The 19232-nt window shown below is 61.5% G+C and carries 12 protein-coding genes; 9 read left to right on the top strand and 3 right to left on the bottom strand.

Annotation, left to right across the window (positions count from 1 at the left end):
* Positions 1–42: 42 nt before the first annotated feature.
* Complete coding sequence (locus Mame_RS15305; RefSeq protein ID WP_018065998.1) at positions 43–6090, bottom strand: autotransporter outer membrane beta-barrel domain-containing protein; 6048 nt, start codon at positions 6088–6090, stop codon at positions 43–45.
* Positions 6091–6740: 650 nt separating this feature from the next.
* Here Mame_RS15305 and pstS point away from each other — a divergent pair.
* The 5 genes from pstS to Mame_RS15330 all read left to right on the top strand — a co-directional run bounded on the left by pstS (position 6741) and on the right by Mame_RS15330 (position 11480).
* Entirely contained in the window at positions 6741–7778 is a 1038-nt protein-coding gene (gene pstS, locus Mame_RS15310; protein ID WP_018065997.1) for a phosphate ABC transporter substrate-binding protein PstS, read from the top strand.
* 141 nt (positions 7779–7919) lie between these two features.
* Positions 7920–8891, top strand: coding sequence for a phosphate ABC transporter permease subunit PstC (pstC, locus tag Mame_RS15315; RefSeq protein ID WP_018065996.1), 972 nt, complete (start codon positions 7920–7922; stop codon positions 8889–8891).
* A gap of 19 nt (positions 8892–8910) precedes the next feature.
* Entirely contained in the window at positions 8911–9816 is a 906-nt protein-coding gene (gene pstA / locus Mame_RS15320) for a phosphate ABC transporter permease PstA (protein WP_018065995.1), read from the top strand.
* An 18-nt stretch (positions 9817–9834) separates the two neighbouring features.
* Positions 9835–10656, top strand: coding sequence for a phosphate ABC transporter ATP-binding protein PstB (gene pstB / locus Mame_RS15325; protein WP_018065994.1), 822 nt, complete (start codon positions 9835–9837; stop codon positions 10654–10656).
* A gap of 146 nt (positions 10657–10802) precedes the next feature.
* Entirely contained in the window at positions 10803–11480 is a 678-nt protein-coding gene (locus Mame_RS15330) for a hypothetical protein (RefSeq protein WP_018065993.1), read from the top strand.
* A gap of 27 nt (positions 11481–11507) precedes the next feature.
* Here the strand turns inward: Mame_RS15330 and Mame_RS15335 are convergent, their stop codons facing one another.
* Both Mame_RS15335 and Mame_RS15340 read right to left on the bottom strand, forming a co-directional pair.
* On the bottom strand, positions 11508–11957 hold the full coding sequence (locus Mame_RS15335) for a DNA polymerase III subunit chi (RefSeq protein ID WP_018065992.1): 450 nt from the start codon (positions 11955–11957) through the stop codon (positions 11508–11510).
* A gap of 14 nt (positions 11958–11971) precedes the next feature.
* Positions 11972–13459, bottom strand: coding sequence for a leucyl aminopeptidase (locus tag Mame_RS15340; RefSeq protein WP_018065991.1), 1488 nt, complete (start codon positions 13457–13459; stop codon positions 11972–11974).
* 224 nt (positions 13460–13683) lie between these two features.
* Between Mame_RS15340 and Mame_RS15345 the strand changes: the two genes are divergently transcribed.
* From Mame_RS15345 to Mame_RS15360, 4 genes are all read left to right on the top strand, one after another.
* Complete coding sequence (locus Mame_RS15345) at positions 13684–14418, top strand: phosphatase PAP2 family protein (protein WP_051085138.1); 735 nt, start codon at positions 13684–13686, stop codon at positions 14416–14418.
* Between the two features lie 38 nt (positions 14419–14456).
* Positions 14457–15617 (top strand): LptF/LptG family permease, encoded by a 1161-nt coding sequence (locus Mame_RS15350; protein ID WP_026173672.1) that lies wholly within the window; start codon positions 14457–14459, stop codon positions 15615–15617.
* Positions 15614–16684, top strand: a complete 1071-nt coding sequence (lptG, locus tag Mame_RS15355) for an LPS export ABC transporter permease LptG (protein ID WP_018065988.1) — start codon at positions 15614–15616, stop codon at positions 16682–16684. The genes Mame_RS15350 and lptG overlap by 4 nt, the downstream gene beginning before the upstream one ends.
* A 146-nt stretch (positions 16685–16830) precedes the next feature.
* Complete coding sequence (locus Mame_RS15360) at positions 16831–19032, top strand: LPS-assembly protein LptD (protein WP_412768651.1); 2202 nt, start codon at positions 16831–16833, stop codon at positions 19030–19032.
* Positions 19033–19232 lie beyond the last annotated feature (200 nt).

Raw genomic sequence — 19232 nt, forward strand, 5'->3', positions numbered from 1 at the left:
CTGCAAGGTCCCGGGGGTTCTGTTTTGGAAAAGGTCAGCCGCTTACCACTGCATCTGGAAGCGGACCTTGCCGGTGAGGCCGTAGCTGTCGCCGAAGTTCTCCAGCCCGGTCGATGCCGTCACGTCGCCATTGATGCCGAGCTTGCCGTTGAGCCAGGTATAGCTGCCGCCAATACCGATCTCGCCGGTCCAGTCGCCATCGTCGGTCGACATGTTGACGCCAGAGACCCAGACTTCGCTCGGATCGTTGGTGAAGTCGTAATAGACGTTGGCAATACCGTGGAGCGAAGCGCTGCGAGCTTCACCCGTCGCGGTGGTCCAGCTGGTGCGGTAATCGGTCTGCAGACCCATGCGCGCCGCGAGGCTGTCGCCATTCACCAGCGATACGTCTTCATTGTAGACGCCGGTGAAGTCATCGAAGTTGACCGAGCCCCAGGTGAGCTGCGCCTGCGGGGTCATCGCCCAGCCCGGCGCCACGTCGAAGCGGTAACCCGTCTCAGCCGACAGCGAGTAGCCATAGGACTGCTGCATGTTGAGCGTCGACGTTCCTGCGATCGTGAGGTCATTGTTGATGACATTGCCGAACGCCTGACCATCGACGTAGAAGCCGTTATTGCCATACCAGGTCATCGTCGCCCCGAGGCCAAACAGCTGGCTGACGACATCGCCGCCGCCAACACGGGAGCTGACGTCAGCCGTGGCGTTGGCATACTGGAACACCAGGCCGCCGACCGCAAAGCCGCTCTCGGTTTCGCCGAATTGGCCATCAACGCCCATGCGAAGCCGGTAGATATCGGCATTGTAGGAGGCGTTCAACGTGCCTTCGCTACCGTCATAATGCTCGCGGCCGCCGGTGAAATCGGCCCAGACATAGCCCGGATCGGAAACATCACCGAGGTTCCAGTAGCGCTCGCCGACGCGATCCTGCAGCGAGTCGGGGCGATTCAGCGTAAGCATCAGCTCGGGCAGAACCTCGTAGACCGGCGTGGCGTTGGAGAAATCGCCCGTCAGGAAGTACTGATTGCCGACCTCGCTCAGAGCGTAGGCATAGGCACCCGAGACATTGTAGCCCGGCAGAACGAAGGCGCCCTGCTCGCCGCCGTCAAGCGTGATGATTTCGATCGACTTGCCCGAGGCGTAACCCGTCGAAAGCTCATTCAGCGAAAGCGTGGTCACGCCGCCGAGATAGGCGCCGTTGACCGTGAGCGTGTCGCCCACCGCATTGGCCAGATCGACATCGATCGCGAGCGTACCGCCGCCGGTGAGGTTACCCGTCACCGTCATGGCATCACCCGTTGCCCCATCAACCGACGAAAGCGTCGAGCCGGCGTTCAGGAACATGTTGCCGTTGAAGACGGTGCTCTGGTTGACCTGAAGCGTCGAACCGTTGAGGTAGATCCCCTGCGACGCGTCCGAAGTCGAACCGACGGTGATCGCCCCGCCCGTCAGCGTCAGCATGGTGTTGTCGAGGCTGAAGGTTTCCCAGTTGGCGATGAGCGAACCCGCCGTCGTCGCCGAAACGCCGTCGAAGGTCAGCGCATCGACGCCATCGCCGCCATCAAACACCTCGGTGCCGTCGTAGATCGCGCCGCCGCCGAGATAGGCGGTGTCGTTTCCAGCGCCGCCGTAGAAACCGCTGTTGAGCGCGCCGCCGGTCCAGTTGAAGGCATCATTGCCGTCTTCGCCCTGGATATCGCCAGTCCAGGAACCGCCGGCCAGATTGAAGGTGTCATCGCCCGCGCCAAGCCATGCCGTGCCGACGACCGTGCCGGTCGAGGTCACGGTGACCGCGCCGTCGAGATCGACAAGCGCCATGCCGTCATGGCCGCCGGCAGCCGTGATCGCGGCATCGGAGCCGATCATCACCGTGCCGGTCTGCCCGGCTTCGGAGTCGGTTTTGATGCCGATATCGGCAGAAACGGAACCGCCAAGCACGTTGATGGCGTAGGTTGCGCCCGTCCCGAGCGTGAAGGTACCGAGCCCGGCAGCCGCGCCGGAAGCCGAAGCGGTAATCGACCCGCCGGTCATCGTCAGGCTGGCCATGCCGCCATTGTTGACCTGTGCGATGGCCCCGGCCGCGAAGATATCACCGGCAGAGCTTGCATCGAGCGCGATATCGCCCCCGGTCACGACGGTCGCGTTGCCATTTACCCCAAGCGCGCCGATGCCGATGGCCAGAGTGCCGAAACTGCCGGTCGCGCTAGTCTCGATAGAGGAACCAGATTCGGACGATGCATAGGCATCGCCGGAGCCAAAGACCTGGCTGGCAACGCCGATGGAACTTGCAACTCCATTGGTTGCCGTCGAAGTCGCGGTAATCGAAGCCGTCGACGCCACGCCCGCCTCAGCGTTGCCAGGACCATCCGTTTCGGTATACAGGCCTATTGCTTCGGCATCACCGCTGGCACTGCTCGCCGATGTCGAGACCATGCCGGCCAGGCTGGAACGGGCGCTGCCGTCGCCTGCGGCGATGTTTTCCGCGCCGGTCGCTTCTGCATAGTTTGCTCCGATAGCGGACACGCCGATCGAAGCGCCCGCGTCAACGACGAGCCGGGCCTTGCCCTCACCCGTCACGTTGCGCAGCCCGGTGGCCGAGCCAGCGAGAGCACCGACGACATCAACCTTAATGTCGCTCGTTCCGAGAACGCCCATTCTGGCATCGCCAAAGCGGGAGCTGTTCCAGACGCCGCCCGCCTCAACTTCGTCGTCGCCGTCAGCTCCGACCGCGATCAGGCCACCCACCATGGCCGTGGCCATTCCGCCGGCTTCGTTGGCAAAGTTGGTCGCACCCGCCGCCCTTGCATCATCGCTTGCCGTCGCCTTGGCAAGCAGCGTGCTGCCCGCCGAAAGGTTCAGGAAGGCCTCGCCGGCGCCATGCACTTCGTTGGCCACGGCGCGCGCCGTGGCGGTTTGGCCGTCGGCCTCGGCCGAAGCAAGGCTGGCATCGAGCAGTTCGACATAGGCGTCGCCGTCATTGGCAAGGTTGTTGAGCGCCTTGACCTCGGTCGAAGCCGTATCGCTGATCCCGGTCGCGCTGACGCTGCCCGTTTCGGCAAGGTAAAGCGCGGCATTACCGTTGGCTGAAGCGTTGTTGAAACCGGTCGCATCGGTATCGAGCGCGCCTTCGGCAAAGGCAGTGACCCTGCCCGCTCCCGCCACAACGCCCTTCGCCAGACCGGCGGAATTGGTGTTGTCCACCGCGACGGCCGTGGCGATGTCATTCGCGCTCGTGCCTTCCGCGATCACTTCCGCCGATTCCGAGAGTTCGATCACGGCCTCGCCGCCCGAGGCAGCGTTGACGACGCCAAAGACTTCGGCAACGCCGAGCGCATCCGCCGTACCGGAAACCAGACCCTTGATCGCAGCGTAGGCCATGCCAAGCGGGTCCTTGGCGCTGTTGCTGACGCCGGTCACGTATGCGGTCGTTCCCGCCTGGTCGAACGTGCCGACATCGACCACGCTGCCCGCATCGATGGCGACACCGGCCATGCCGGCCCCGCTCAGGGTGTTCATCACGCCATAGGCGTAGACATCGCTGCCGCTGACGTCGACGGAAACATCGCTCGCGCCCAGCAGACGAACGATGGCGTCGCCACCAACCCCGACGGCCATGATCCCGGTCGCCGAGGCACTGCCGGCAACGCTGTCCGCGCTGGCGCTGATGCTGCTGCCATTGTCAAGTTCGACCCGGCTGCCGCCATCGTAGGAAAAATTGCGTACCGCGAGGGCCGTGGCATCAAGCTGGCTTTGGGCCAGGGCATCAGCCTTCGATCCGTTGTCGAGAACGGTGCGCGCCTCTCCAAGCGACGTGAAGGTGTTGACCGCAAGAGCGCTGGTGTTGTCCGTGGTGCTGTAGGCCTCGGCCGAAACGCCCGACATATCGTCGATGACGGTGGAGGCATCGCCCGCCGTCGAGGCGTTGAGCAGCCCGGTCGACTTGGCGGCAAACCCGCCAAGACCGGCGCTCGCCGCGCCCGTCGCCGTGGCCGTGATCGTGCTGCCGCCGCGAATACGAATACGCGCCTCGGTCTCGGCCCGGTTCTCGATTGCGGTAGCCACGGCGTAGCTGTTGGTGCTGGTGGCGTCGGCGTCCACCGTGCTGGCGGTGTCCACGCGCACAGCAGCTTCGCCCTGCTGCGACTCGTTGGTGATGGCAAAGGCCTGGGCATTGCTCGAGCCATTGGCAGTGGCGCTGACCGCAGTGGCATCTTGGAAGATGACCTCGGCATCACCCATAACGGACACATTGTCGGCGGCGGTGGCCAGTGCCTGACCAGCGGTGCTGGTGGCAGAGGCTGTCAGCGTGCTGGCGGAGCCGCCGACGCCGGCGAAACCATCAGCAGCCGTGTTGATTACCGCCGTGGCCGCAGTGCGGCCCGCCGCACTTCCCGTCGCCGTGACCGTACCTTCATCCAGAATCACGATCGCCTCAAGTCCGGCGCTGTTGATAACACCGGAGGCACTCGCCTCTACGCCGCCAATTGCCTCGGCATGCAAGGCGCTTGCGCTATCCACGCGTACGGAGGCATTGCCTTGTTGCGAGTCGTTATTGAGGGCAACGGCCTGCGCATTGGTCAAGCCATCGGCGAGAGCGTTGACCTGGCTGCCATCCTCGAAAGCGACTTCGGCATCGCCCAGAACGGCAACGTTATCGACCGAGATGGCCACTGCCTCTCCCAGAGAGCTGGTCGCGACAACCGTCAGCGTGCTGGCACTGCCGCCGACGCCGGCAACCCCATCAGCAGCGGTGTTGGCGATGCCCGTTGCTTCGGTGCGGCCGGTGGCGCTTCCTGTTGCGGTAATCGTACCGTCTTCCAGAATAACAATTCCGGCAAGACCACCCTCGTTGATAATACCCGAGGCAGTCGCGTTGCCGAGAAGGTTATCGGCTTCGGCTTCAAGCGTTGCGCTTTCGCCTACGTAAACAATCGCAGCCTGGGAATCCGAGACGTTACGGATCGCAGTCGCCCAGGACTGAATTCCGCTGCCGATGGTAACAAGGCTGTCAGCATCGGCCCAGATTGATCCGCCACCCTTGACCGTGGCCTTTGCCATGCCACCGGTGCTCTGGTTGTCAATGCCGATAGCGTTTGAAGTCAGGAGCGAAGTCGCGGTCGACGAAAGCGATGCGTTGTCGACAATGGTTTCGACGCCGCCGTCGCCGGCAGTGTTGGAAATGCCGGTGGCAACGGCCAGTGTAAGGGCATTGGTGGCCGATGCGCTGACATCGGCATCGCCCGAAAGGGACACATAACCAGAGCTGGAGGCACCGGATGTTTCGACGCTGATCGCGGTTGCCTTGTGAAGACCCGGATCGCTGATGTCGATGTTAACGCTGTTGGATGCACTGATCTGACTTGCGCCATCGACCACGACAGAGCCGGTATTGCCGACGCCGCTGCCCGTCAGGCGCACGCCAAAGGCATTGTTGCCACCGATGCTGATGGATGAACCACCGGTGATCGTCGCCGCCATCTCAGAGCCATCGGCATTGCCGTTCACGATCACGGCGCTGGTCCCGGACGTCAGGGCCGAGCCGATGCTTACCGTCGTGCCGTCGAGGTTGACCGTGCCGATATGATCGGCCGTGCCACCTGCCGCAAGCGTGACGACAATATTGGCTGTCGCGAGGACCCCACCCCGCACCTCGCCGCCGGAAAAGTTTGCGGCTACCGCACCATCGCCTTGAAGCACAACCGGCCAGTAAATCCTGTCGTAGCTGTCGGCGTTGAGGGTCAGTGCATTACCGCCGCTCGAAGTGAGCCTAACCCCTCTTGTATTCAAGAAGCCATTGCCGATTCTCATGCTAGGAGAATCAAGAGTAACGGTCGCACCCTGCAGGTTATTATAGGTGATGCCGTATGGTTCGTTGTCGGTACAATTGATCACCGCGTTGGGACCACTCGCCACCCCGCACTCGTTCGCCGCAAATGCCGAGGAAACGCCCGTACCGAAATAGGCGGCTCCGGACGACAGTGCGAGCATGCTGAGCGCGAGCACCGATGCGGTTGCGCGCGGAGCGTAGCTCGCTGCGTTACCCGCGACCTTCGTCATGCGCCCGCCGCGCACCTTCGCTTCAAACAATGTCATGTAGTCCCCCACTAAAGCTAATAAGCTGATTCCTGATTTAGCGAGATGACATTAAGCGAACAGAAATACAAGCAAGTTCGATAGCAGTCGCTAACATTTAAAGAGGGGAAAGAGGCTGGGAGTAGCGAAGCTGCAACAGATTGCAATCACAGGGTTGTGCAGCAAAAGCCCAAAACCATCCCTGGTGGCAATCAACGGCATGCGCGCCGAGAATTTAATCAAATGATTGAATTTAGGGGATATTTGCAGGGCAGCGTACCGATCCTGCGCAGCGCCGATAGCGAAGGTAATCCTGCTACACACTCAACCGATGATCAACCCACAGTTTCGACAGATGATGTTGCGTGTGAAACCGTCATAACTAAAGCGACGGCGAACTGATTGACCGCGCGTGGGGCCGCTGCGGCCTTGCCGGGCTTTGCCCAAGCCCGGCATGTCTCCAGGCGCCAAGCGCAGTCCAGAGGAAGCCGACCGCAGAACAAACTCGAAAATCGACCTTTTATGACAGTTTTATGACAGTTATTTGAATATTAAATAACAACGCACCGGTAAATTTCGGGAATTATGAAATTTTTACAACAATATATGCTTACATGACTTTCGTTGTTATAGCACTCCCGTTTTCAACCAAACCTCAAAAGGGCTATCTGATGAAAATCGGAAATTTTTCCAAGGGCGCTAAGGTTGCTGCCGTTGCCGTCGCCATGGCCGTCTCCGGCACTTTCGCTCACGCCGCCGACACGTCGCTGACCGGCTCGGGCGCCTCCTTCCCCTTCCCGCTCTATTCGGCCTGGTTTAAGGATTTTGGCCAGAAGACCGGCATTGAAGTCAACTACCAGGCCAAGGGTTCCGGTGGCGGTATCGAAGACTTCACCAACCGCGTTGTCGACTTCGCAGCCTCCGACGCCGCCATGAACGACGAAGAAATCGCCAAGATCGACGGCGGCGTCGTTCTGCTGCCGATGACGGCCGGTGAAGTCGTTCTCGCTTACAATCTCGACGGCGTTTCCGAACTGAAGCTGCCGCGCGACGTCTATCCGAAGATCTTCCTCGGCGAAATCACCAAGTGGAACGACGAAGCGATCGCCGCCGCCAATGAAGGCGTCGAACTCCCCGACGAAAACATCACCGTTGTCGTTCGCTCTGACTCGTCGGGCACCAACTTCAACTTCACCAACCACCTTGCTGCCATCTCCGAAGAGTTCAACAGCACTGTTGGCGGTGGCAAGACCGTTCCGTGGCCGAAGGCTTCGAACTTCGTTGCCGCTCCGGGCAACCAGGGCATCACCGCCACGGTCAAGCAGACCCCCGGCGCGATCGGCTACATCGAATATGGTTACGCCCAGCAGACCAACACGCCTTACGCCATGCTGGAAAACCAGGCCGGCAACTTCGTGAAGGCTGGTCCGGAAGCTGGTTCCGCCGCTCTCGCTTCGGCCGAGCTCGACGCAAACAACGTTGCTTTCATCACCGACCCGAAGGGCGAGCAGGCCTACCCGATCGCCACCTTCACCTGGATGCTGTTCTACAAGTCCGGCCAGGACGCCGACACGGTTGCGGCTCTGAAGGAAATGGTCAATTACGGCCTGACCACCGGCCAGACCATGGCCGACAAGCTGGGCTACATCCCGCTGCCGGAAAACATCATCGAAATCAACAAGAAGTCGCTCGAAGAAATCGGCGGCTGATTTCGGCACTTTTCGATTGTTCGCCGGGGCGTAACGTGTTGCGCCCCGGCTTTGTCAAATTTCAGCACAGCTTAAAACCTTGATGCTCGTTATCCGTCAGATCGCGGCCACCTCCAGATCGCCGCTAGCAGGAGCGCCTTGATGGCCAAAACATCGAAACCCGTCCCGCCAAGCAATGGCAGCGTGTCGCGCCCGCCGACCGCTTTCGAGTACGGTTACGACAAATCCTTCCGCTTCCTGACATTCTTCGCCGGTCTCCTGATCGTTGTCCTGCTGGCCTATATTTTCTGGAAGATCGGCGGGCAGGCAGCACCTGCCATGCGCCAATACGGCCTGAGCTTCCTGACGACCGTGGAATGGAACCCCAATACCAACGAGTTCGGCATTCTGGCTGAGATCTGGGGTACGCTCTATTCCTCGTTTCTGGCATTGATCTTCGGCGGCGGCCTCGGCATAGCGGTCGCGATCTTTCTGACGCAGGGCTTCCTCAATGCCCGTCTGGCATGGGTGTTCCGCCTCATCGTCGAAATGCTGGCCGCGATCCCCTCGGTCGTTTTCGGCCTCTGGGGCATCTATGTGCTGATCCCGGCGATCCGCCCGATGGCGAGCTGGCTGCACGACACCCTGCCCTTCATTCCTTTCTTTTCCACCAATCTGGCCGGCCCCGGCATGTTCCCGGCCATGATCGTGCTGTCGATCATGATCCTGCCGACCGTCGCGGCGATCTCCCAGGACGCCTTCAAGGCGATCCCTATGAAGATCCAGGAAGCGGCCTACGGCATGGGCACCACCAAGTGGGAAGCGATCCGCAAGGTCATCATCCCCACGGCCTCCGGCGGCATTTTCGCCTCGCTCGTTCTCGGTTTCGGCCGCGCGCTCGGCGAGACCATGGCGCTCGCCATGCTGATCGGCAACTCGCAGCAAGTTTCGCTCTCGCTGTTTTCGCCGGCGACGACCCTGGCATCGCTCCTGGCCTCCACCTTCCCCGAAGCCGGCGCCAACCAGATCGGCCCGCTGATGTATGCCGCCGTCGCCCTGCTGGTGATCACCATGGCCGTCAACATCATCGGCACGATCATCATGAGCTACACCTCGCGCCAGACTGTAACGTAAGGCCATTGGGAAACCGAACATGACCACGACGACCGATCAGACAACGATGAATCCCGAGGTGATTGCCCTCGGCGATCCCAATCTGAGCTTCTCCTTCGCCGAACGGCGCACGATGATGAACTTCATCCAGACCCTTATCCTCTGGATCCTTGCCGGCATCGCGGCGATCCCGCTGATCTCGGTGCTCTACATGCTGATCAGCCGCGGCGGCGCGCGCATCAGCATGTCCATCCTCACCGAACTGCCGCCGGCTCCCTTCGAACAGGGCGGCGGCATCGGCAACGCGATCGTCGGCACGCTTGTCATGGTTGCGATTGCATCGGTGATCTCGATTCCGATCGGCGTTCTCGGCGGCGTCTATACCGGCCTGATCAACCCGAACAGCCGCTTCTCGGCGACCGTCCGGTTCGTGGGGAAGGTGCTGACCGGGTTTCCGTCGATCCTCTCCGGGGTTTTCGTCTACGCTTGGCTCGTCATCGTCATGAAGACCTATTCGGCGGTCGCCGGCGGGCTTTCGCTGGCGATCCTGATGCTGCCGACCATCCTGTTGACCTCCGAGCAGGCCTTCCGGATGGTGCCGCAGCGCATGAAGGACGCGGCCTATGGCATGGGCTGTAATGCCACACAGGTCGCCACCAGAATTGTTTTGCCGACGGCGCTTCCCGGTGTTATGACCGGTGTCATGCTGGCGGTTGCGGGCGCGTCCGGAGAATCGGCCCCGCTGCTGTTTACAGCGCTGTTTTCGAATTATTGGATCGGAAGCTTCACGGAGCCCACAGCGTCATTGTCGATCTTGATCTACAATTTCTCGGCAATGCCTTATGAAAACCAGATTGAACTCGCATGGACCGCATCGCTTGTGCTTGTGCTCATCGTGCTTGTCTTCAACATCCTCAGCCGCTCCTTCGGCACGCGCCGCGTTTAGGAAAAAGGTCTTAAAACTATGTCCGCCACACTGGAAATGAATACCGCCCAAACCGCCGATGTCAGCCCCGAAGTCGCGATCGGCGCGCGGATCGAGAAGATTTTCTACGGCGATTTCCTCGCCGTGCGCGATTCCGATGTCGACATCGAAAAGGGCAAGATCACCGGCTTCATCGGCCCGTCGGGCTGCGGCAAATCGACAGTGTTGCGCTCGCTGAACCGCATGAACGACCTGATCCCCTCCTTCAGCCTTGAAGGTCACGTCCACTTCCTCGGGCAGGATGTCTACGGCAAGAATGTCGATCCGGTCGTCGTGCGCCGCCATATCGGCATGGTATTCCAGCAGCCCAACCCGTTCTCGATGAGCATTTTCGAAAACGTTGCATTCGGCCTGCGCCTCAACGGCTTCAAGGGCGATATCAACGGTCGCGTCGAAAAGGCGCTGCGCCGCGCGGCTCTCTGGAACGAGGTCAAGGACAAGCTGAAGCAGAACGGGTTGTCGCTTTCGGGCGGCCAGCAGCAGCGCCTGTGCATCGCCCGCGCGATCGCCACCGAGCCGACCGTGCTTTTGATGGACGAGCCCTGCTCCGCGCTGGACCCGATCGCCACGCGCCAGATCGAAGAACTGATGCTGGAGCTCAAGAACGACTACACGGTCGCGATCGTGACCCACAACATGCAGCAGGCGATCCGCGTTGCCGACAAGACCGCCTTCTTCTCGGTCGACATGTCGCAGGGCGGCCGCACCGGCTTCCTGGTCGAGGTCGGCGCGACCAAGCAGATCTTCGAAAACCCGAAGCAGCAGCTGACCAAGGAATATCTCTCCGGCGAGTTCAGCTGATCCACGACAAGGTCGCAATCGACGCATTTCGGGCGGCTCTTTCGGGAAGCCGCCCTTTTGATATCCGCAACGAAGCCGTTGATTTCAACACACGCTTCGCTACGCTGTCAAACTCGAACCCAATCTAGGGTTGAGCGGAAACCAAGATGTTCAAACACGTACTCGACCTTGAAAAGATCGAAGAAAGGCTGCGCGAGACCCAGCGGCAGTTCGCCCTTATCAATGCGCGCCTGACGATGCAGCGCGACGGCATGTCCGACAGTATCGTCGAGCACATGATGGAGGGCTACAGCTATGTCGACCAGTTGCTGCGCGACAACACGGATATCCTGAGGATCGGGCAGTTTCACCACCTGCTGGAACTCAACCATCTCGTGCTTTGCGGTTCCGAAAGGGAGCGGCGCGCGGAGTTCCGCAATCACATCGAGCGCACCGAAGCCCATTTCTATGACCGTGAACTGGGCGACATCGGCGGGCTCGTGGACTGGTACGAGCGCCACAGAGGCAAACCGGTACGCAAGCGCGCGGCCGGCGTCTATGTCCGCGTGCTCAGCCGCCCCCAGCTTTATATCGAAGGCAATCATCGCACCGGCGCGCTGATCATGAGCTATATTCTCGGCCGCGAGGGCAAGCCGCCCTTCGTGCTGACGCCGGAAAACGCCGAGGCCTATTTCAATCCGTCCACGCTGGTGCGCGACGCGCATAAATACTCATTCGACGAGCTCATCAAGATCCCGAAGCTGAAGCGCTATTTTGCTGAATTCCTGAAGGAAAACGAGGATGAGAGCCTGATCGCGAAGCCTGAGGCGGTGGAGGCGAGCTGACGCCCGCCGCAACGAAGGAAGCGGCCCTCACGCCTTTTTCTGCCAGCGACCGCCCTCGCCCTGCTGCCAGTAGGTGAGGCTATGCTCACTTTGCCTCAGCCGCTTCCACTCCGCACGCGCCGCGGTCAGTTCGTCGACATCGTGACCATCGAACATCACTACGACGCGCTGATAGTCCTCGACGCCCGAGACCGGCGCGCCCTCGATGAAGAAGCGGATATCGGCCTTGCCGGGATTGGTTTCCGCGATCGTCAGGAGCACGGGCTGGCGCTCCGTATCCGGCTCGTCATCCCGTCCGTGGGGGATGAAACTGTCGGCGCGGAAGGTCCACAGCACCTCGTCCAGCCGGTCGCGCTCCGCCTCGCTCGTTGCCTGTATCGCGACCCGCCAGCCGCGCTCCAGGCTTTTTTCGACAAGCGGCGGCAGGGCCGCGTCGCGCAGCGATTCCGTCAGATGATAGAACAGGATCTCCGCCATGAACGTCGCTGCCCTCAGTCACGTGCCTCGTAATGGGCGCGCACCAGTTCGTCCAGAAGCCTGACGCCGAACCCGGAGGCCCAGCCGCCATTGATCTCGCTCTTCGGCGCGCCCATGGCAGTGCCCGCGATATCGAGATGCGCCCAGGGCGTCTCGCCCACGAAACGCTTCAGGAACTGCGCGGCAGTGATCGAGCCGGCATAGCGCGAGCCGCCGGTATTGCGCATATCGGCAAAGCGGCTGTCGATCATCTTGTCATACTCGTCGCCGAGCGGCAGGCGCCACAGGTTTTCCTGGGTGCGTTCGGCGGCGTCGGAAAGCTCCTTTGAGAGGCCGTCATCATTTGAAAACAGGCCGGCGCGGTGCGCGCCGAGTGCCACCATGACCGCCCCGGTCAGCGTTGCAAGATCGATCATGAAGCGCGGCTTGAAGCGCTCCTTGCAATACCAGAGCGCATCGGCGAGAACCAGCCGGCCCTCGGCGTCGGTGTTGATCACCTCGATCGTCTGGCCGGACATCGACGTCACGATATCGCCCGGACGCTGGGCATTGCCGTCCGGCATGTTCTCGACAAGGCCGAGAATGCCGACGACATTGACCTTGGCCTTGCGCGCGGCAAGCGTGTGCATCACGCCGATCACGGCGGCAGCACCACCCATATCGCCCTTCATGTCCTCCATCGAGGCCGCAGGCTTGATCGAGATGCCGCCAGTGTCGAACACCACGCCCTTGCCGACAAAGGCGATCGGGCGCTCGTCATTGCCGCCGCCGTTCCACTGGATGACGGCGAGATAGGGCGGACGGACGGAACCCTGGGCGACGCCGAGCAGCGCGCCCATGCCGAGCTCTTCCATCTTGTCGCGATCGAGAATCTCGACCTTGGCACCGAGCGCCGAAAGCGCCTCGGCCTTGTCGGCGAATTCGCGCGGGCCGAGAATATTGGCGGGCAGGTTCACCAGTTCGCGCGCCAGCACCACGCCCTCGCCCACCGCCTGTCGATCCGCGAAAGCAGTATTGGCGGCGGTGACATCGCCGGTGACGATCTCGACCGGGATCTCGCGTCCGCTCTCATCCGCCTCATCGTCCTTGCCCGTGGTCTTGAACCGATCGAAGGAATAGCCGCCGAGAATCATGCCGAGCGCGAAGTCCGCAAGCTCGGACGCGGTTGCGGCGCTGTCCGGATAGACCACCAGTTTCTTGGCCTTGCCGGCAACAGCGGCGGCCTTGCCGCCGGCCCTGAGCCAGGCATTGGCCGAAAGCGCGTCGCGCTCGCCGAGCCCGATCAGCACGATCCGCGCCGCAGCGCTTTCGGCAGGCGCGAGCAGATCGAGCGTCGAACACAATTTCGCCTTGAAGCCGGCGGTGGCCGAGGCCTTCTCATAAAGCGTCTCGCCCATCCCGACCGCCTGAAGGCCCGCCGGAACATGACCGGCGCTCGCCAGGACAATCGCGGTGTTTCCGGCGCTTTCGGCCTTGTCGACAAAGGAAATCGAGAACTTCATTTCATGCTCCGGGTTCTGGTGTCACGGAATTGACAGGATGGGGTGAGAAAGAAATCCACCCCTTGTTAACGCAACCGGCCAAGAATGGTTGACCCGGTTCTCATAACACTTAAAACGACGAAAATGGAAACGGTGTGTGCGCCGCGCCGCCAACGAAACCGGAAAACGCCGCATTGCAGCAACACCACCAATGGCTTGAGAAACTGCCGGGGCGCTTTGGCACGATGCGACCACTGAAAGCCGCGTTCATTCTGCTTTTGGCGCTGTGGTGTTTCCTGCTCGTGGTTTTCTACCTCTTTCCCGGCATCGATCTCGCGGCCTCCAGGGCTTTCTTTCATCAGGCCGCCTGCTCTGCGGACGCGCCCGCCGGCAGCATCTGCGGCAGCTTTCCGATTTCCGGCGATGCCGTGCTCGGCCTGCTGCGCGAAGCGATCTTCTACCTGCCGATCATTCTCGGTCTTACCCTGATCTATCGCCTGATCATCGTCTGGTCCCATCACGGCGCGACTTATAACAAGGCGCTCGCCAGCAGGCTCCTGGCCGGGCTCGTCGCGCTGATCATCGGCCCGGGCCTGCTGGTCAACAGCGTGCTGAAGGAGATTTCCCACCGGCCGAGGCCGCGCAACACCGATCTTTTCGGCGGCGATCTGACCTTCGTTCCGGCCGGCGATTTTTCCGGCGCATGCCAGTCGAACTGCTCCTTCGTTTCCGGCGAGGCCGCGGGCGCCGGCTGGCTGTTCTGCTATGCCATCTTCCTGGTGCCGGAGCGCTTCCGGATCCTGCTGATGCCGCCGCTGATCGCACTTTCGCTGGCCTCGCCGGCGATGCGGCTGGCCTATGGCGGCCATTATCTTTCGGATATCATACTCGGATGGCTTGCATCGCTGGTGATTTTCACCGGATGTCTTTACATTTTCACCAGAAAGGAGCACGTCAGCCCGCTTCGCGAAACGACCTGAGGTCGGTCCGCGTTCCGCAACGCACGACACCTAACGGCATGAAGATACTGGAACGCTACATATTGGCGCGGGTTGTGCGCATGTTCCTGGCGACATTGTTGCCGGTGCTGGCGGTGCTGTGGCTGACGCAGGTGCTCGGGCGCATCAATCTGGTGACCGACAGCGGCCAGTCGATCGTTTCGTTCCTGACGCTGGCGACGCTGATTCTCCCGACCGTGATTCCGACCGTCCTGCCCTTCGGCATCGTGCTCGGCACGGCACAGACGTTGACGTCGATGAACAATGATTCGGAGCTCGCGGTGATCGACGGCGCAGGCGCCGGACGCTCCATCATCTACCGGCCAATTCTAGCGTTCGCCGTGGTGCTCTGCGCGTTCTCCTTCGTGCTCGACAATTATATCGAGCCGCGCTCGCGCGCCGAGGCCCGCAGCCTGATCGCCTCCGTCTACGCCGATCTTCTCTCCTCCGTGATCGAGGAAAAGACCTTCCGCGAGGTCGAGGACGGGCTTTACATCCAGATTTCCGAGCGCCTGTCCGGCCGGGTGCTGAAGGGGCTTTTCGTCGCCGATTACCGCGAGCCGAACAACTCATACATCTATTACGCTAAGGAAGGCGCGGTTGATGAAAGCGGCAGCCAGCTGATTATGCGCGACGGCCAAGTGCAGCGCGAAAATCAGGACGGCGACGTTTCCATCGTTCAGTTCGACTCCTACAGTTTCGACCTTTCCGAACTCACCAGCGACAAGAGCCAGACCCGCAGGCGCGCGACCGACCGGGGCCTCGCCTATCTGCTGAACCCGCCGCAGGACGACCCCGATTACCTCGGCAATCCCGGCTCCTATCGCGCCGAACTCACCCGCCGGCTAACCGACTGGACCCTGCCCTTCATCTACGCCGTGTTCACCATCGTGATCGTCGGCGATGCCCGCTCCCACCGCGAGCGGCGCGTGCCGCCGATGGCAAGCGCGTTCGGGCTGACGCTGCTGCTCAGGCTGCTCTCCCACTTCAGCTCCAATCAGGCCGAAAACGATCCGTTCTTCGTCTATGTCTGCTATGCGATCATCTTTGTGTCGCTGGCTATCGGGCTCTATCTCCTGCTGCGGCCGCGCCGGGCGCGGCGAAAGACCGGGCCGCTCGGCCGGATGATGGCCGCGCTGTTCCGTCTGCCGCGCAGGGCCGATGGCGGAGGTGCGGCATGATTTTCTCCGTGCTCGGCCGCTACTTCTTCGTCCGCTACGTGATCACCGTCTTGTGGTTCCTGTTCGGCGTGGTGTCGATCATCTACCTGATCGATTTCAGCGAGGTGGTCGGCAATATTTCCGAGGAAGCCGGACAGAACCTGGTCGACGCCCTGCTGATCACCGCGCTGCGCCTGCCCTATATCCTGCAGCAGACCATACCCTTCATCGCGCTGTTTTCGGCGATGGTGGCGCTGATCGCGCTCAACCGCCGCCACGAACTCGTGGTCGCCCGCGCTGCGGGAATCTCGGTGTGGCAGTTCATCATGCCGTTCGTAGTCGGCGCGGCCCTGCTCGGCGCGGCAAGCGTGCTGGCGCTCAATCCGCTTGCCTCATGGAGCCAGAAACGGGCCCTCGGGCTCGAGGCCGTCGGCGGCAAGCAGGATCAGGTTGTGCCGTGGCTCAGACAGATCACCGACGGTCAGGACACGATCATCGGCGGCCGCGGCATTGCAGAAAACGGGACCGAACTGCTCGATGCGGTCGTCATCTATTTCGACGACCAAGGGGGAATCGCCAAGCGTCAGGATGCAACGCGCGCCGTGTTGAGCGATGGCTCGTGGACGCTGCACGATGTGACACAGACCGAGGCGGGCGAATTATCCACACATATGGACGAGGTTCAGGTGAAGACCAATCTGGAGGAGGATTTCGTCCAGCAGCACCTCGTCCAGCCCGATCTCGTAAGCTTCTTCGCCTTGCCGCGACAGATTACCCTGGCGCGCCAGTTCGGAACTTCGACAAGCGCCTTGGAAACCCAGTACAACTATCTGCTTTCCCTGCCATTATTGCTGGTCGCGATGACTTTGATCGCCGCGACGGTCTGCCTGAAGTTTTCGCGCTTCGCGCAGTCGCCCACTGTTATTTTGGGTGGCATCCTGTCCGGGTTTCTGCTTTATGTGACGAGTGTTCTTGTAAAGGCGTTCGGCAGCAGCGGAATCCTGTCCCCGCTTCTGGCAGCCTGGATTCCGGTTGTCGTAGCGATGGCATTGGGTTTGACGATATTGCTGCATCAGGAGGATGGTTAGTGGCTCGGCGTAAATTAAGCGCATATCGCCTTGCCGGGCTCCTGGTCCTTGCCACCGCATTGACCCCGCCCGGAGCGGGGCTGCATTACTCGGCCGTAGCGCAAGAAGGCGTGCTGCCCGAGCCGCCCGCCGACGACCAGGGACCGATGCTGCTCAGCGCCAATGAACTGGTCTACAACCACGACACCCAGCAGGTCTACGCGCTCGGCGGCGTCCAGATTTATTACGCCGGCTACCGCATGGTCGCCAACAAGGTCGAATACGACCAGAAGGCCGGCAAGCTGATGGCCTTCGGCGGCATCGAGGTTATCGACGCCGACGGCAATCGGCTGCGCGCCGAAAAACTCGACGTCACCGACGACTTCGCCAACGGCTTTCTCGACGCCATCAGCGTTCGCACCCCGGAAGATATCGCGATCGCCGGCGAGCGCGCCGAGCGAATCGACAACGACGTCATGGTGCTGGAAAACGGCGTCTACACCGCCTGCATTCCCTGCGCGGAAAATCCGGAAAAGCCGCCCTTCTGGCAGATCAGGGCCCAGCGCGTCATCCAGAACGGCGTCGAGAAGACGGTGCGGCTGGAGCATCCCCGGTTCCAGCTTCTGGGCCACACCATCGCGATCCTGCCGACCGTGACGGTTCCCGACGCCAGCGTGAAGCGCAAGCGCGGTTTTCTGTTCCCCTCGGCGACCGTCGAGGAAAACCTCGGTTTCGGCATTTCCGTGCCTTACTACATTCCGCTTGGCCCGAGCGCGGACGTCACTTTCACCGGGACAGGCTACACCCAGCAGGGCTTTCTGCTGGAGGCGGAATATCGCAAGCGCTACCGCAATGGCCAGCACACGCTGCGCATGGCCGGCATCGACCAGTTGGGCAGCAGCCGCTTCCCCGCCGGCACCAGCGATGCCGACAATGACCTGCGCGGCATGGTCGCCTCCACCGGCGAATTCCAGATCAACCCGCGCTGGGTGTTCGGCTGGGATGTCATGGTGCAGAGCGACACCAATTTCGCGCGGACCTATTCGATCGACGGCCATGACGACCGGATTTTCAACAACCAGGTTTACCTGGAAGGCCTCGGCAAGCGCAGTTCGCTGTCCATCAAGGGCAATTATTTCGACGTTCAGGACGCCAACAGCCAGAACGCCAGCGAAGACGAGCAGGCGATCGTTCTGCCGGTGATCGATTACGATTATATCGCCCCGCGCCCGTTCGCCGGCGGCGAACTTTCCGTGACCAACAATCTCACAAACATAGTCCGGCAGAAGAACGATGTGGTGCCCACTGCCGTCAACGATCGGTTCCTGGGCCTTCAGGGCAACAGCACAAGGCTGACCAGCGAGGTCGAGTGGAAGAAGACCTTTACCACGCCGCAGGGCCTGCAGCTTACACCGATCCTGGCCGCGCGCGCCGACGGTTACCTGCTGAACGTCGACAATCCGAACCAGATCGCGCCGGGCACCTACAACTATGCCGGCAATTTCGTTGATCAGGACGCCGCCGCCCGCGCGATGCTGACGGCCGGCCTCGAAGTCAAATATCCGATGCTGATCACCAATGGATTCAGCTCGCATATCGTCGAGCCGATCGGCCAGATTTTCGTCCGTCCCGATGAGCGATATGCCGGCGGCCTGCCGAACGAGGACAGCCAGAGCTTCGTGTTCGATGCCACCACGCTGTTCGATCGCGACAAGTTCTCCGGCTATGATCGCGTCGAGGGCGGCACCCGCGCCAATATCGGGCTGCGCTATCGCGGCGTCTACGACAACGGAATCATGGTCGACGGCCTTTTCGGCCAGTCCTTCCAGCTTGCCGGCGCGAACTCGTTCGCCTCGCCCGACCTCGTCGGCGTCGGTATGGAATCCGGGCTTGAAACCGAACGCTCCGATTATGTCGGCGCGGCCCAGATTTCGTTCCCCTTCGGCATCGGCCTCAATGGCTCGGCCCGTTTCGACGAGACCGATTTCTCGCTGCAGCGCACGGATGCCGGCATCACCTACACCTCCGCCCGCTTCGACACCGCGCTCGACTACACCAATGTCATGGCCCAGCCCGGCTATGCCTATGACGAGCGCAACAGCGAGATTAAATCCACCAGCACCTTCCGGTTCAACGACAACTGGGGCGTCTCGGGTTCGTTGACCTACGACCTCAGCAACAATGTCCTGACGCGCCGCTGGGTGGGTTTGACCTATGAGGACATCTGCACCCTGTTTTCGATCACCTATCAGGAAAGCTGGGATACCAACGATGCCAAGGGTGTCGACTGGACGATCGGGGCACGTCTGACGCTGCGCACGCTCGGCGATATCGCGATCGGCTCCGACAGTTTCGGCGGCAGTTTCTAGCATTTCCTCAAACAACGAATCGCGGCCATGCCTTGCTTTTGCCGCCGAAATGGACAAAACATTTCCCTCACAGGTTCAGGATCGACATGCGGCCCGTTGCCCGGTGTTACATGTCTCCTGAAGCCATGCGGGGCTTGAAGCGAGCGGGTGTATTCGATCGCTTCCTGGGAGGCCGTGACGCCCCGCTGACACAAGATACC

Origin of the sequence: Martelella mediterranea DSM 17316, from assembly GCF_002043005.1 — a bacterium.
GTDB lineage: Bacteria > Pseudomonadota > Alphaproteobacteria > Rhizobiales > Rhizobiaceae > Martelella > Martelella mediterranea.

Excerpts from the sequence above, each read along its gene's own strand:
- Mame_RS15305 (WP_018065998.1), bottom strand. The coding sequence starts at position 6,090 with ATGACATTGTTTGAAGCGAAGGTGCGCGGCGGGCGCATGACGAAGGTC.
- pstS (WP_018065997.1), top strand. The coding sequence starts at position 6,741 with ATGAAAATCGGAAATTTTTCCAAGGGCGCTAAGGTTGCTGCCGTTGCC.
- pstC (WP_018065996.1), top strand. The coding sequence starts at position 7,920 with ATGGCCAAAACATCGAAACCCGTCCCGCCAAGCAATGGCAGCGTGTCG.
- pstA (WP_018065995.1), top strand. The coding sequence starts at position 8,911 with ATGACCACGACGACCGATCAGACAACGATGAATCCCGAGGTGATTGCC.
- pstB (WP_018065994.1), top strand. The coding sequence starts at position 9,835 with ATGTCCGCCACACTGGAAATGAATACCGCCCAAACCGCCGATGTCAGC.
- Mame_RS15330 (WP_018065993.1), top strand. The coding sequence starts at position 10,803 with ATGTTCAAACACGTACTCGACCTTGAAAAGATCGAAGAAAGGCTGCGC.
- Mame_RS15335 (WP_018065992.1), bottom strand. The coding sequence starts at position 11,957 with ATGGCGGAGATCCTGTTCTATCATCTGACGGAATCGCTGCGCGACGCG.
- Mame_RS15340 (WP_018065991.1), bottom strand. The coding sequence starts at position 13,459 with ATGAAGTTCTCGATTTCCTTTGTCGACAAGGCCGAAAGCGCCGGAAAC.
- Mame_RS15345 (WP_051085138.1), top strand. The coding sequence starts at position 13,684 with ATGCGACCACTGAAAGCCGCGTTCATTCTGCTTTTGGCGCTGTGGTGT.
- Mame_RS15350 (WP_026173672.1), top strand. The coding sequence starts at position 14,457 with ATGAAGATACTGGAACGCTACATATTGGCGCGGGTTGTGCGCATGTTC.
- lptG (WP_018065988.1), top strand. The coding sequence starts at position 15,614 with ATGATTTTCTCCGTGCTCGGCCGCTACTTCTTCGTCCGCTACGTGATC.
- Mame_RS15360 (WP_412768651.1), top strand. The coding sequence starts at position 16,831 with ATGCTGCTCAGCGCCAATGAACTGGTCTACAACCACGACACCCAGCAG.